At 67.7% G+C, this 12,571-nt stretch carries 14 protein-coding genes and 3 tRNA genes; 9 read left to right on the top strand and 8 right to left on the bottom strand.

Going from position 1 to position 12,571, the window contains the following annotated elements:
• The first annotated feature begins 24 nt into the window (after positions 1–24).
• From BS74_RS08305 to ttuA, 4 genes are read left to right on the top strand one after another with little or no spacing between them, the layout of a single operon-like run.
• Positions 25–651: a CBS and ACT domain-containing protein gene (locus BS74_RS08305; protein ID WP_038057817.1), complete on the top strand. Its 627-nt coding sequence runs from the start codon at positions 25–27 to the stop codon at positions 649–651.
• Positions 645–1,772, top strand: coding sequence for an acetoin utilization protein AcuC (locus tag BS74_RS08300; protein ID WP_038057815.1), 1,128 nt, complete (start codon positions 645–647; stop codon positions 1,770–1,772). The genes BS74_RS08305 and BS74_RS08300 overlap by 7 nt, the downstream gene beginning before the upstream one ends.
• 4 nt (positions 1,773–1,776) lie before the next feature.
• The gene (gene ttuB, locus BS74_RS08295) at positions 1,777–1,983 is read left to right on the top strand and encodes a sulfur carrier protein TtuB (RefSeq protein ID WP_038057812.1); all 207 of its coding nucleotides are present in this window, start codon (positions 1,777–1,779) and stop codon (positions 1,981–1,983) included.
• Complete coding sequence (gene ttuA, locus BS74_RS08290; protein ID WP_038057810.1) at positions 1,973–2,938, top strand: tRNA-5-methyluridine(54) 2-sulfurtransferase; 966 nt, start codon at positions 1,973–1,975, stop codon at positions 2,936–2,938. Before ttuB ends, ttuA begins: the two co-directional genes overlap by 11 nt.
• Before the next feature lie 31 nt (positions 2,939–2,969).
• On the opposite strand, the gene BS74_RS08285 is transcribed toward ttuA, so the two are convergent.
• Both BS74_RS08285 and BS74_RS08280 read right to left on the bottom strand, forming a co-directional pair.
• A tRNA-Val gene (locus BS74_RS08285) sits at positions 2,970–3,046 on the bottom strand.
• A gap of 6 nt (positions 3,047–3,052) precedes the next feature.
• A tRNA-Cys gene (locus BS74_RS08280) sits at positions 3,053–3,127 on the bottom strand.
• 83 nt (positions 3,128–3,210) lie between these two features.
• Here BS74_RS08280 and BS74_RS08275 point away from each other — a divergent pair.
• Entirely contained in the window at positions 3,211–4,644 is a 1,434-nt protein-coding gene (locus BS74_RS08275; RefSeq protein ID WP_038057808.1) for an ATP cone domain-containing protein, read from the top strand.
• Positions 4,637–4,975, top strand: coding sequence for a hypothetical protein (locus tag BS74_RS08270; protein WP_038059076.1), 339 nt, complete (start codon positions 4,637–4,639; stop codon positions 4,973–4,975). Before BS74_RS08275 ends, BS74_RS08270 begins: the two co-directional genes overlap by 8 nt.
• Here BS74_RS08270 and BS74_RS08265 read toward each other — a convergent pair.
• The 4 genes from BS74_RS08265 to BS74_RS08250 are packed head-to-tail and all read right to left on the bottom strand — an operon-like array spanning position 4,948 to position 7,626.
• Positions 4,948–5,244 (bottom strand): hypothetical protein, encoded by a 297-nt coding sequence (locus BS74_RS08265; RefSeq protein WP_038057806.1) that lies wholly within the window; start codon positions 5,242–5,244, stop codon positions 4,948–4,950. The genes BS74_RS08270 and BS74_RS08265 overlap by 28 nt on opposite strands.
• Positions 5,244–5,558: a hypothetical protein gene (locus tag BS74_RS08260; protein ID WP_038057804.1), complete on the bottom strand. Its 315-nt coding sequence runs from the start codon at positions 5,556–5,558 to the stop codon at positions 5,244–5,246. The genes BS74_RS08265 and BS74_RS08260 overlap by 1 nt, the downstream gene beginning before the upstream one ends.
• 12 nt (positions 5,559–5,570) lie before the next feature.
• Complete coding sequence (gene thrC / locus BS74_RS08255) at positions 5,571–6,626, bottom strand: threonine synthase (RefSeq protein ID WP_038057802.1); 1,056 nt, start codon at positions 6,624–6,626, stop codon at positions 5,571–5,573.
• A 4-nt stretch (positions 6,627–6,630) separates the two neighbouring features.
• Positions 6,631–7,626, bottom strand: a complete 996-nt coding sequence (locus BS74_RS08250; RefSeq protein ID WP_038057799.1) for a homoserine dehydrogenase — start codon at positions 7,624–7,626, stop codon at positions 6,631–6,633.
• A gap of 49 nt (positions 7,627–7,675) precedes the next feature.
• On the opposite strand from BS74_RS08250, the gene queG reads away from it, so the two are divergent.
• Positions 7,676–8,824 carry a tRNA epoxyqueuosine(34) reductase QueG gene (queG, locus tag BS74_RS08245; protein WP_038057797.1) on the top strand — a complete coding sequence of 383 codons (1,149 nt, stop codon included), beginning with the start codon at positions 7,676–7,678 and terminating at the stop codon, positions 8,822–8,824.
• On the opposite strand, the gene BS74_RS08240 is transcribed toward queG, so the two are convergent.
• Complete coding sequence (locus BS74_RS08240; RefSeq protein WP_038057795.1) at positions 8,732–9,436, bottom strand: metallophosphoesterase family protein; 705 nt, start codon at positions 9,434–9,436, stop codon at positions 8,732–8,734. The genes queG and BS74_RS08240 overlap by 93 nt on opposite strands.
• A 70-nt stretch (positions 9,437–9,506) precedes the next feature.
• On the opposite strand from BS74_RS08240, the gene lnt reads away from it, so the two are divergent.
• Positions 9,507–10,838: an apolipoprotein N-acyltransferase gene (lnt, locus tag BS74_RS11730; RefSeq protein ID WP_081914590.1), complete on the top strand. Its 1,332-nt coding sequence runs from the start codon at positions 9,507–9,509 to the stop codon at positions 10,836–10,838.
• Positions 10,817–10,903 (top strand) — tRNA-Leu (locus BS74_RS08225). Before lnt ends, BS74_RS08225 begins: the two co-directional genes overlap by 22 nt.
• 35 nt (positions 10,904–10,938) lie before the next feature.
• Here BS74_RS08225 and BS74_RS08220 read toward each other — a convergent pair.
• Positions 10,939–12,546 carry an alpha-amylase family glycosyl hydrolase gene (locus tag BS74_RS08220; RefSeq protein WP_038057789.1) on the bottom strand — a complete coding sequence of 536 codons (1,608 nt, stop codon included), beginning with the start codon at positions 12,544–12,546 and terminating at the stop codon, positions 10,939–10,941.
• Positions 12,547–12,571 lie beyond the last annotated feature (25 nt).

The following is a 12,571-nucleotide window of genomic DNA, read 5'->3' as shown; positions in this document are numbered from 1 at the left end:
GTCCCGCCGGGGTATACTTTTTTTATGCTGGTTCAGGATGTGATGCGCTTCCCCGTGGTCACGGTGGAGCCCGGGGTGACCCTCGAGGAGGCCTACCGCCTCCTCCTGCAAAAGGGCATCCGCCACCTGCCGGTGGTGGAGGAGGGCAGGCTGGTGGGGATCATCACCGACCGGGATATCCGTTTGGCCACCAGCCGCCTCAACCCCAAGGGCGCCTGCCCGGAGTGCGCCCCGGTGGCGGAGGTGATGACCAAGGAGGTGGTCACCGCCCATCCCCTGGACCCGGTGGAGGAGGCGGCCCGGGTGATGCGGGAAAGGAAGATCGGCTCCCTACCCGTCCTGGAGGATGGTGCCTTGGTGGGGATCGTCACGGGGATAGACCTTTTGGATGCCCTCCTGAAGCTCACCGGGGTCACCGAACCCTCGGGGCGCCTCGAGGTGCGCCTTCCCGACCGGGTGGGGGAGCTGGCCCGGCTTACCGGGTTCTTGGCGGGCCGGGGGATTAACATCCATTCCCTGCTCTCCTATCCGGAGGATGGGGACCGGGTGCGGGCGGTGGTGCGGGTGAACACCTTGGAAACCCACCTTCTTGCGGAGGGGCTACGCCAGGAGGGGTTTGAGGTGCTTTGGCCTCCCAAGAAGCCATGGTGATCTACCGGGACGAGTACCGCCTCTACGACTTCGGGCCCCACCACCCCTTCAGCCCCGTACGCCTGGAGATGCTGGTCTCGCTTCTTAAGGCCCTAGGGGTGTGGCGGGAGCCCTTAGCCCCAGGCGAGGCCACCCGGGAGGACGTGCTTTCCGTGCATTCCGAGCGTTTGGTGAAGCGGGTGGAGGCGGCGAGCCGGGGGGAGCGGGTGCCGGATCTGGAGCACTACGGCCTCGCCACGGGGGACACCCCGGTCTTCCCGGGCATGGACCGGGCGGCCAGGATCCTGGTGGGGGGCACCCTGGAGGGGGCGCGGCGGATCCTGGCCGGGGAGAGGCGGGTCCTGCAACTGGGCGGGGGGCTACACCACGCCCAGTACGACCGCGCTTCGGGTTTTTGCGTGTACAACGACCTCTCCGTGGCCATCCGCCATCTGACCCGGGCGGGCTTGCGGGTGGCGTACCTGGACATTGACGTCCACCATGGGGACGGGGTGCAGTGGATCCACTACGAGGAGAAGGAGGTCCTGACCCTGAGCCTCCACGAGTCGGGGCGCTACCTCTTCCCGGGGACGGGCCACGTGCACGAGATCGGGCGGGGAGAGGGGTTGGGGAGGAAGCTGAACCTTCCCCTGGAGCCCTTCACCGAGGACGAAAGCTACCTGGAGGTCTTTGAGGCCCTGGTGCCCTGGGCCCTAGGGGCCTTCCGCCCAGACGTGCTGGTGGTGCAGGCGGGGGCCGACGCCCACCACCAGGACCCCTTGGCGGACCTTCTCCTCACCACCCGGGCTTATGAGAGGATCTTCCGCCTGATCCTGGAGTATGCGGATGCCTACACGGGGGGCCGGGTGCTCATCACCCTGGGGGGTGGGTACAGCTTGGACGCCGCCGTGCGGGTCTGGGCGCTCCTCTACCACACCGTTCATGGCCTGCCCCTTCCCGGGGCGCTGCCAGAGGGGTGGCTTCGGGCATGGGAGGCCAGGTTGGGGAAGCCCCTTACCCCCACCTTGCACGATCCCGAGGCCCCTTACCCGGAGATCCCCCGGAGGCGGGAGATTGAGAAGCGAAACCGCCTCACCCTGGAAAGGCTCATGGAGCTTTTGCGGACCCACCTGATACACTAGCAGGATGAAGGTGGTGTTGCGCCTGCCCGAGCGCCAGGAGGTGGAGGTGAAGGGGGATAGGCCCCTGAAGGAGGTTCTCCTGGAGCTCGGCCTGAATCCCGAAACGGTGGTGGTGATCCGCGGGGAGGAGCTTCTCACCCTGGACGAGAGGGTGGGGGAGGGGGATACCCTCGAGGTCCTGTCCGCCATTTCTGGGGGCCATGGTGTGTAAGGTCTGCGGCCAAAAGGCCCAGGTGGAGCTCCGGGGCCGGGGCTTTGCCCTGTGCAAGGAGCACTACCTGGAGTGGTTCGTCAAGGAAACCGAGCGGGCCATCCGCCGCCACAGGATGCTCCAACCCGGCGAGCGGGTGTTGGTGGCGGTTTCCGGGGGGAAGGATTCCCTGGCCCTTTGGGATGTGCTTTGGCGGCTGGGCTACCAGGCGGTGGGGCTTCACCTGCAACTGGGGATCGGGGGCTACTCGGAGCGGAGCCTGGAGGTCACGCAACGCTTCGCCCAGGACCGGGGCCTCCAGCTTTGGGTGGTGGACCTCCGCCAGGCCTATGGCTTTGGGGTTCCGGAGCTGGCCCAGCTTTCGGGGCGGGTGGCCTGTTCCGCCTGCGGCCTTTCCAAGCGGTACATCATCAACCAGGTGGCGGTGGAGGGGGGCTTTAGGGTGGTGGCCACCGGCCATAACCTGGACGACGAGGCGGCGGTCCTCTTCGGCAACCTCCTGAACCCCCAGGAGGACGCCCTGGTCCGCCAGGGGCCGGTGCTTCCCGAGAAGCCGGGCCTGGCTGCCCGGGTCAAGCCCTTTTACCGCTTTAGCGAGCGGGAGGTGCTCTCCTACACCCTCCTGAGGGGGATCCGCTACCTTCACGAGGAGTGCCCCAACGCCCTGGGGGCCAAGAGCCTCCTCTACAAGGAGGCCCTAAACCGGGTGGAGCAGGAGCTGCCCGGGGCGAAGCTGCGGTTCCTCGAGGGCTTTCTGGAAAGAATACAGCCCAAACTCCAGGCGGGCGAAGAAGTGGCCCTAAGGGCCTGCGAGCGGTGCGGCTACCCCACCACGGGGGCGGTGTGTTCCTTTTGCCGCATGTGGGATGCGGTCTACCGCCGGGCCAAGAAAAGACGCCTACTTCCCGAGGAGGCCCAGTTTGCACCCCAGGCGCCGCTGGCCTCCAAGGGATGAGGAAACCCCCGGGGCCAGCCCCGGGGGTTCTTGGTGGGCGCGAGTGGACTTGAACCACCGACCCCTACCGTGTCAAGGTAGTGCTCTGGCCACCTGAGCTACGCGCCCACGTTCTGGAGGCGCCGGCCGGATTCGAACCGGCGAATGGAGGTTTTGCAGACCTCTGCCTTACCACTTGGCTACGGCGCCAAGCCGTAAGGTATGGTAACACGCGGGGAAAACCCCTGTCAAGAAAGCCCTTGCCCATGGGTAAAGTGCTATGATGCCAGAGAGTGGCTGAGGTTTTCGTTCGCCTACGCAGAGGAAGGTGGCCCCTTTCCAAGGGCCTCTTGGTGGAGGCCCTCCTGCCCTTGGGGGTGCCCCTGGAGGCCGCCCAGGCCGTGGCCCATACCGTGGAGGAGCGTTTGAAGGCGGAGGGGGCTTCGGCCGTGGCCCCGGGGGTCCTGCGCAAGGTCTTCCTGGAGGAGGTAGCCCGGGCCCTGGGGGAGGAGGCGGCGGGGAGGCTTGCCAGGCAGACCCTTCCCTTTGAGGAGATCCTGGTCCTGGAGGGGAAAAGGCGCCGCCCCTTCTCCAAGGGCCTCTTGGCGAGAAGCCTCGAGGACGCGGGCTTTTCCCTCAAGGAGGCCCACGAGCTGGCCAAGGCGGTGGAGGGGCATCTCAGGCAGGAGGGCGTCAAGCAGATTTCCGCCCGACGCCTGGAGGAGGTGGTGGCCCAGGTGGTGGGCCGGGCCCTGGGGAAGGGGGCCAAAAGGCGCTACCTCCAGCGCCAGGCCTTTGCCGGGGAGCTTTTCGTGGAGGAAGAAAGCGGTGAGCCCCGCATGCCCTTTTCCAAGGGCATCCTGGCCCAGTCCCTGATGGGCATCGGCTTTTCCCCCGAAGGGGCGTACCGGCTGGCCCGGGAGATGGAAAAGGCCCTGCGCCAGGAGGGGCGCAGGGTGATCCGGCGGAATGAGCTTCGGGAAAGGGTGTACCAGGCGCTTCTCAAGGAGGCGGGGGAGGAGGTGGCCAGGCGGTACCTCCTCCTTCGGAGCCTGAGGCGAAGCGCCCGCCCGGTGCACATCCTCATCGGTGGGGTGACCGGGGTGGGGAAGAGTGTCCTGGCCTCGGCCTTGGCCTACCGCCTGGGCATCACCCACATCGTTCCCTCGGACGCCGTGCGGGAGGTGTTCCGGGCCTCCCTTTCCCGGGACCTTCTTCCCACCCTCCACCTCTCCACCTTTGAGGCCTGGAAGGCCCTTTTGCCAGACCTGGGCGGGGAGGAAAGCCACGAGGAGCGGGTGATGCGGGGCTTCCTGGACCAGGTGGCCCGGGTGGCGGTGGGCCTTAGGGCCATCCAGGAACGGAGCGCCCTCGAGGGGACCTCCATCGTGCTGGAGGGGGTTCATGTGGTTCCCCGCTACCTGGACCACCCTTACCGGGACAGGGTGCTCACGGTTCCCATGCTGGTGGCGCTTCAGGACGAGAAGCTCCACCGGGACCGGTTCCTCCTTAGGGACCAGGAAACGGCCCATGCCCGGCCTGGGGAGAAGTACCTCACCCATTTCTCCGAGATCCGCCTTATCCAGGAACACCTCCTCCGTTGGGCCCAGGAGGAGGGGGTTCCCGTGATCCCGGGCGAGGACCTGGATGAGGCGGTGGAGAAGGCCTTGGAGGTCCTGGTGGCCTACCTGGAGGCCCATGGCTCCCGGGAGGTGGCCCGTGCTTGAGGTCTTGGGGTTCGTCCTCCTCCTCTTCCTGGCCTTCCGCTGGCAGCACCGCCTGCCCCTTTGGGCGCTGGGGGTCTGGCTCAACCTGATCTGGTTCGTGTACGAAAACGAGCTGGGCTCGGGGTGGCTGGCCTACCTGAGAGGGCTTGGGGCCGGGGTTTTCCTGGCGGCGGGTTACGGGCAGCCGGGCTTGGCCTGGACCCTTCTCCCTTGGCCCCTCCTGCTCCACCTGCGCCTGGACGTGCGGGAGCTCCTCCTCTACCTGCCCGCCCTGGGGGAGGGGATGCTTCTGGGGGCCCTCCTCTACTTGGCGGGTTTTCGCAGGCGGTAGGCCAGATAGGGGAGGCCCACCCCCAAAGCCCCCCCGGCCAGGAAGGGGAGGGGGTGGCCAAAGAGGAGCTGCAGGAGGAAGAGCAGGGCGTAAAGGCCCAGGAAGAAGGGCACGGGAAAGGGCTTCTCCCCATAGGCCACGCCCATGGTGCCCACGAAGAGGCCCACCGCCAGGGCCATGCCCTCCTGGGTGGGGCGGAGGAAGAGGAAGTAGGCGTAGGCGGCCACGCCCAGGAGGGCCAGGCTTTGGGATAGGCGGTTAGGGTTCATTAGGTCCAGTTGAGGCGTTTGACCAGCACCTGGGAAAGGGCCAGGGCCACCCCGCCCCAGGCCACCTGGGGCTCCTGCCCCAAAAAGCCCATGGCCGCGGAGAAGACCCCCGCCACGAGGAAGAAGGGGACGTACTTGGGGTTGACGGTAAGGCCCAGGACGAAGGCCACCAGGAACCCCGCCACCCCCGCCGGAAGGGTAGCCCCGAGGATCAGGAAGAAGAGCATGAGGGTGAGGGTGATGGCCCCGGCCAGGTAGTAGGCCCCGGGGAAGGGTTCCTTGGGCTTCCTGGGGGTGTTTTTCGCCTCGGACATGGCCCAAGCTTATCACACCAGCCCCGCGGCCTGGGCCACCGCCTCGAGGGTCGCCGGCACCGGGGGCAGGAGCCCCGCCACCTTCTCCGCGGTGGCCGGGTCCTTGAGGCCGTGGCCCGTGAGGGTGAGGACCACGGTGCTTCCCGGATCCAGCCGGTCCTCCCGCAAGAGCTTCCACACCCCGGCCATGGCGGCGGCGGAGGCGGGTTCGCAGAAGACGCCCTCCTCCTCGGCCAGGTAGCGGTAGGCGGCGAGAATCTCCTCGTCCGTCACCGCCTCTATCGTTCCACCGGACTCCTCCTTGGCCCGGATGGCCCCCTGCCAGCTGGCGGGGTTGCCGATGCGAATGGCGGTGGCCAGGGTTTCCGGCTTCTCCACGGGCCGGCCCAGGACCAAGGGGGCGGCGCCCGCCGCCTGGAAGCCCAGCATCCGGGGGAGGCGGCTCGCCTTGCCCAGGGCGTGGTACTCCCTGTACCCCATCCAGTGGGCGGTGATGTTGCCGGCGTTGCCCACGGGGAGGGCGTGGTAGTGGGGGGCATCCCCCAGCTCCTCCACCACCTCAAAGGCCAGGGTCTTCTGGCCTTCCAGGCGGTAGGGGTTCAAGGAGTTCACCAGGGCCACCGGGTAGGCCTCGGTGAGGGCCTTGGTGAGGGCCAGGGCCTGGTCAAAGTTGCCCTCGATCTGGATGACCCGGGCTCCGTGCACCAGGCTTTGGGCCACCTTCCCCAGGGCCACGTACCCCGCGGGCAGGATCACCAGGGCCCGGATCCCCGCCCGGGCGGCGTAGGCGGCGGCGCTGGCGGCGGTGTTGCCGGTGCTGGCGGCCGCTACCGCCTTGGCCCCCTCCTCCACCGCCTTGGACACCGCCAGGGTCATGCCCCGGTCCTTGAAGCTGCCCGTGGGGTTTAGGCCTTCCAACTTGGCGTAGAGGCGTATGCCCCGCCTTCGGGCCTCCTCAGGGCCCTTTAGGGGGAGCAGGGGGGTGGAGCCTTCCAGCAGGGAGATCACGGGCGTGTTCAGGGACACGGGAAGATGGGCCCGGTAGCGTTCCAAGAGGGGAAGTCTCATGGGATCATTCTACCCCGGGAAAGGGGGTTCCCTCGGCCAAGGGCGGGATGGGGGCCGGGGCCGGCAGGTGGCCCAGGCTTCCGGAGAGGAAACGGAAGAGGTCCGCCAATAGGCCGCTGGCTGTGGCCCCGCCCCCCGCCCCCGGCCCGGTCACGAAGGCCTCGCCCAGGGGCCTTGCCCGCACCCATAGGATGTTGCCCTGGGCTTGGGCCAAGGGGTGGTCCTGGGGCAGAAGCCGGGGAGCCACCACAGCCCGCCACCGCCCTCCTTCCCCAAAGAGGCTGGCCACCAGGCGCACCCTCTTCCCTTGGGCCTGGGCCTCCTGGAGGAGGTTGGGGGTGAGGCGGGTGATGCCCTGGGCCTCCACCCTGGGGAAGGGGAAGGCGGGGTCCACCAGGAGCCTGGCCAGGAGGGTGAGCTTGTGGGCGGCGTCTATGCCCTCCACGTCCAAGGTGGGATCCGCCTCGGCGTAGCCCAGGCGCTGGGCCTCGAGGAGGGCCTCGCGGTAGGTCCGCCCCTTTTCCATCTCCTGAAGGATGTAAAGGGTGGTGCCGTTCAGGATCCCGTGGAGCTCCAAAAGCCGGCTTCCCCTAAGGGTTTCCAGGAAGGAGAGGGCCGGGGTGCCGGCCATCACGCTGGCCTCGTGGTAGATGAGCCCCTCCTCGGCGAAGGGGCGCAAGGCCTCCCACGCCTCCGCCAAAAGGGCCTTGTTGGCGGTGATGAGGGGGATGCCTGCCTCCAGGGCGGGGCGCACCCAGCCCAGGGGAGCCTCCACCCCGCCCATGGCCTCCACCACCACGTCCGCCTGCAGGAGGTCCATGTGGGTGCAAAGGAGCTCGGGGGGGATGGGCCTGGGCTTGCCCTTGTCCCGCACCAAGACCCCCAGGAACCGGGGGGAGAAGCCCAGGGCCTGGAAGTCCTCGAGGCGCTCCTGGACCAGGGCGTAGAAGGCGCTTCCCACGGTGCCTCCGCCCAGGAGGGCGATCTTCAGCTCTTCCATGCCGGGGATTATACCGGCTTCCCCTGGGCCTTCGCCCTAAAGTGAAGCCGTGGAGGCCCGCCCGCTTCTAGAGGAAGCCCTTCGGGAGCGGGGGCTTCCTTACGCCTGGGCGCCCCTCGCCATGCCGGAGGAGGCGGAGGGCCGCTTCCGGCGCTTTTTGGCCGAGGGAAGGCACGGGGGGATGGCCTACCTGGAAAGGGAGGTGGAGGCCCGTTTCCACCCGGAGCGCCGCTTTCCCTGGGCGCGAAGCGCCCTGGTGGTCTTCGCCCCCTATGCCTACCCTGACCCCGGGGTGCCCCCTGGGGGAGTCCGGGTGGGCCGGGTGGCCCGGTACGCCTGGGTGCGGGACTACCACCTGCTCCTGGGGGAGGAGATGAAGGCCCTGGAGGCCCTGGCGAGAAGCCTGGGGGTGGAGGCCAAGGGTTACGTGGACCACGGGCCTCTTCCCGAGCGCACCCTGGCGGCCCTGACTGGGGTGGGCTGGATTGGGAAAAGCGGGATGTTCCTCTCCCCGGCCTTCGGCGTGCACGCCCTTATTGGCGTCCTCCTCACCTCCTTGGAGGTGGAGGTTTTCCCTGGGCACCCCAACCGCTGTGGGCGGTGCACCCGTTGCCTGGCCGCCTGTCCCACGGGGGCCCTGCTGGGGGACGGCACCTTGGATGCCCGGGTGTGCGTGGGCTACCTCACCGTGGAGCACAAGGGGTTCATCCCGCCCGAGGTTTGGCCGGGGATAGGGGAGTGGCTTTTGGGGTGCGACCTCTGCCAGGAGGTCTGCCCCTGGGACCGGTTTGGCCGGGTGTGGCCAGGTTTTCGGCCGGAGCCCGAGCTGGCCCATCCCAACCTGGAGGAGTTCTTCCGCCTCTCGGGAAGGGGCTTTCAGCGGAAGTTCGGGGATACCGCCTTCGCCCGCCCAGGAAGGGCCCGCATGGCCCGGAACGCCCTCATCGTCCTGAGCAACCTGGGTTTGGGGGAGGACCTCATGGGGCTGGCGGCGAAGGACCCCCACCCCCTGGTGCGCCGCACCGCCCTCCATGCCCTTCACCGGGCTGGCTTTGGGGTGGAGGGGTTTCTAAGGGACCCCGAGGAAGGGATCCGGGCCGAGGCCCTAGTCCTCCTTGAGGAAGCGCCCCGTGCGGTAGACCCTTTCCAGGACCGGGGGGAGGCCCCAGGCCCTGAGGTCAAAGATCAGGGGGCCTAGGTCGTAGGGCACCTTTAGGAAGCGGACCTCTAGGGTTTCCGTGTCCAGGACCATGGCGTCGGCCCCGGGCTCCCCGCTGAGGCTGAGGCCCACGCTCCCCGGGTCCGCCAAAAGGCCCGTTCCCACCCGCCGGGCAAGGGGGAGGTGCCGGCCTCCTAAGAGGAGGGTGGCGGCATTGTAACGCTCCAGATGGGGCAGGAGTTCCTTGGCGGGGCCCAGGAGGTCCAGGTGCTTCTCGGGGTTTCCCGGAGCGCCGTGGAAGGCCACGAGGCGCTTTTCCCCGTAGGTTTTGCGATGGGAAAGGCGCAAGGAGCGGAGATAAGCCAGTTCTTTTTCCGAGAGCTGGGCCCGGGTCCATTCCAAGGTGGCCTTGCCCACCCCTTCGGGCAGGCTGGCCGGCAAGGGGTAGGCGATCCGCAGGTCCCAGGCCCCGGCGATGGCGGGAAGCCCTTCCTTCATCAGGCGTCCGATGACCTGCTTGGGGTGGGGGCCGTAGCCCACCAGGTCCCCCAGGACCAGCACCTCGTCCACCCCCTCTTGTCTCAGGGCCTCGAGGGCCGCCTCCAGGGCCGGTAGGTTGGCGTGGATGTCGGAAAGGACCCCTAGGCGCATGGGCCCATTTTCTCACGCAAGGGGAGAAAAGCCTGTGAAAAAACCCGTGCCCACCCCTTATGGTAAAGGGGTGCGGTCCTTCCTCCTGGGCCTCCTCCTCGCCCTCACCCTGCCCCCTTTCCCTTTGGGCTTTTTCGCCCCGTTGGTCCTGGCCTTTCTCCTTCGCGGGGGCTTTCGCACGGGCTTCCTCATGGGCCTGGGGTTTTGGGGCCTCCACCTCATCTGGCTTCCCCAGAGCTTTACCCAGCTCTTCGGCCCCTTGGGGGCTCTGCCCTTTCTTCCCCTGGTGCTCTTTAAGGCCCTTTCCTTTGGTCTCCTCTTCGCCCTTACCCCCACGCCCCTGGCCCGGGTGGGGGGATGGGTGGTGCTGGAGTGGCTCACGGAGCAAGGGGACCTGGCCTTCCCCTGGGGGTTCTTGGGCTACAGCCTGGTGGAGGCCCCAGGGCGGGTGCTGGCCGCTTGGGGTGGGGTCTACCTCCTCTCCCTTTTGGTCCTCCTTTTGGCCTGGGGCCTTCGGGAACGCCGCTATGGGCTTCTTCTTCCCTGGGCAGTCCTGTGGTTGGTGCCCCTACCCCCGGCCACGGGGGAGGGGAAGGCCCTGCTGGTCCAGGGCAACATCAACCCCTTGTCCAAGGTCCAGGGGGAGCTGGACGAGGAGGTCTACCTCCGCCTCTCGCGGGAGGGCTTGCAAAGGCATCCCGAGGCCCGGCTGGTGGTCTGGCCAGAGACGGCGGTCTGGGGGATCCCAGGGGGCCTGGACCACCTCCTGGCGGGCCGTTTCCTCCTCACGGGCCTAAACCTCTATGGCCCCAACCGGGCGGCCCTTTACCAGGATGGCAGGGTCCTGGGTCATTACGACAAGGTGCGCCTGGTGCCCTTTGGGGAGCGTTTTCCCTTTCGGGAGGTCCTGGGGGGGGTGTACGGCTATTTCTTTCGCGCCTTTGGCCTGGGGGAGCTTTCGGACCGGACGCCAGGGGACCGGTTGGCCCCCATCGGCCCCTACGGGGTCATGATCTGCTATGAGTCCGTGTTTCCTTCCGTGGCCCGCACCCTGGCCCGGGAGGGGGCTAGGGTGCTGGTTCTCCTCACCAACGATGCCTGGTTTGGGCCTTCCTTTGGGGGCAGACAGCACTTTGCCTTAGGGCGCTTGCGGGCGGTGGAAACGGGGCGCTGGCTCCTGAGGGTGGGAAACGACGGCATCACCGCCAGCATAGACCCCTACGGCCGGGTGGCGGCCCAGATCCCCCCGCACCAGGAGGGGTACTTGCTGGCGCCTTATGGCTTGAGGGAAGGAAGCACCTTCTATGTCCGCTACGGGGACTGGGCGGTGGGGGTGGCGTTGACGCTTTTCCTCTTGGGCCTTATCCTTAGGGTGCGCGCGCCGGGGTGGCGGAACCGGTAGACGCGGCAGACTCAAAATCTGCTGTCCGCAAGGACGTGCGGGTTCGAGTCCCGCCCCCGGCACCAGGGGGGCCAGGCCCTAGGGCCTGGCCCTTTGGCCTTCACACCCCTTCCACCCGGACCCCGCTTAGCCGTACCACTACTCCCTCGTCTGGCCGCAGGCGCAGGATGCCTTCCACCGCCTCCTCCCGGTCCAGGTGGGTGGAGAGGAGGATCTGGCCCTTTTGCGGGAGCTCCAGGGCTTTTTCCCGCTCCGTGAAGTTCAGGGCCACCAGGAAGCCTTCGCCCCGCAAGTAGGCGTAGATCCCGCCCCCTGCCCGAAGGGTGCGGTAGGGGCCATGGAGGAGCCCGGGGTCTTGGCGAAGGCGGATGAGGCGTTTCACCAGATGGAGCATGGATTTCGGATCCTTCTCCTGGGCGGCCACGTTTCGCACCGGCCAGTCGGGATTTAGGGGGAGCCAGGGCTCCACCGTGGAGAAACCGGCGTACGGGGAGGTATCCCAGGGCATGGGGGTGCGCTCCGGGTCGCGGCCCAGGCTGTGGTAGTCCGCAGGGGCGCGGTCCTTCTGCCTTAGGGCTGCGGGGTCTTGGACCCTTTCCGGGGGGATCTCCCCGTTGGGCAGGGCCAGCTCATCCCCGTAATACCAGGTGGGGGTGCCCCGCAGGGTGAAGAGGAGCATGGCGGCCACCCGGGCCTGGGCCTCCCCGAGCCTCGAGGCCAACCGGGGCTGGTCGTGGTTGCCCAAGACCCAGTTGGGCCAGTCCCAGGGGGTGAGGAGGCTTTCGTACGCCTCCACGATGCGGGCGATGGTCTCGGGCTGCCAGTGGGGCAGGCCTTCGGTGATCAGGCTGAAGTTGAAGGGAAGGTGGCACCCCGCCCGGTAGTAGCGCACCAGGCGGTGGAAGGGAAGGTAGATCTCCCCCACCATGACCCGTTCCCGTCCGGGCTGGCTGAACTCGTCCAGGACATACCGCAACTCCCGCACGTAGGCGTAGGTTTCCGGCTGGTCCTCGGTATAGGGGTGTTCGTGGCGCAGGCGGTCGGGAAGCCCGGGCCGCCAGGAGGGGCTACCCGGCTCGTCCCGGAAGAGGGGGTCCTTGGCCAAAAGCCAGAGCACGTCCACCCGAAAACCATCCACCCCCCGCCTTAGCCAGAAGCGCATGGCCTCGTGGATGGCCTCCCGCACCTCGGGGTTTTGCCAGTTGAGGTCGGGTTGCTCGGGCAGGAAGAGGTGGAGGTAGTACTGCCCCGTCCCTTCGTCCAGGGTCCAGGCGGGGCCTCCGAAAAAGCTCTGCCAGTTGTTGGGGGGGCCGCCATCCGGGGCCGGGTCTTTCCAGATGTACCAGTTCCGCTTGGGGTTATCCCGGGAGCTGCGGGACTCCTTGAACCAGGGGTGCTGGTCCGAGGTGTGGTTGGGCACCAGGTCGATGAGGACCTTGAGCCCTAGGGCATGGGCCTCCTTTAGGAGGCGGTCAAAGTCCTCCAGGGTGCCGAAGATGGGGTCCACCTCGCAGTAGTCGGCCACGTCGTAACCAAAGTCCTTCATGGGGCTCTTGTAAAAGGGGGAGAGCCAGAGGGCCCCCACCCCCAGGCCCTTCAGGTAGGGAAGCCTCCGGCGGATCCCCTCCAGGTCGCCGATGCCGTCCCCGTTGGTGTCTTGGAAGCTTCGCGGATAGATCTGGTAGATCACGGTTTCCTTCCACCACATGCGAGGAGTCTACACCCGGAAGGGC

This window comes from Thermus amyloliquefaciens (assembly GCF_000744885.1).
Lineage (GTDB): Bacteria > Deinococcota > Deinococci > Deinococcales > Thermaceae > Thermus > Thermus amyloliquefaciens.
Note: the sequence above shows the minus strand (reverse complement) of the source record. Positions and strands in the feature narration are given on the sequence as shown.